The organism is Gluconobacter sp. P1D12_c, from assembly GCF_018812105.1.
GTDB classification, from domain to species: Bacteria; Pseudomonadota; Alphaproteobacteria; order Acetobacterales; family Acetobacteraceae; genus Gluconobacter; species Gluconobacter oxydans_A.
Genome location: NZ_JACSIQ010000561.1, coordinates 1 through 421 on the forward strand (window position 1 = coordinate 1; position 421 = coordinate 421).

Consider the following 421-nt stretch of genomic DNA (forward strand, 5'->3'; position numbering starts at 1 on the left):
ATTGCCGAAGTCCAGACCGCTGAGGGCAAGCAGCACCTCTTCGTTGCTATCGACCGGACAAGCAAATTCGCTGTCACACAACTCGTCGGGAAAGCCGATCGGAAGACAGCCTGGGAATTCCTCGAACATCTCCTGAGCATCATCCCTTACCGGATCCACACCATCCTGACCGACAATGGGATCCAGTTCGCTGACCAACCCCGTAATCGCAATACGGCCTGGTCGCGTCCCATGCGCTTCGACATGATCTGCGAAGCCCACGGGATCGAACATCGTCTGACGAAACCCAATCATCCCTGGACGAACGGTCAGGTTGAGCGGATGAACCGGACAATCAAGGAAGCAACCGTCAAACGCTTCCATTACGACAGTCATGAGCARTTRAGGACACACCTCAACGACTTCATGGCAGCCTATAATT

Annotated in this window: 1 protein-coding gene; it reads left to right on the forward strand. The window is 54.2% G+C overall.

The genetic code is table 11. The annotated features are described in order from the left end of the window. On the forward strand, positions 1 to 421 hold a 421-nt coding region (locus tag KP705_RS18155), incomplete at both ends, for a DDE-type integrase/transposase/recombinase (RefSeq protein WP_215765305.1).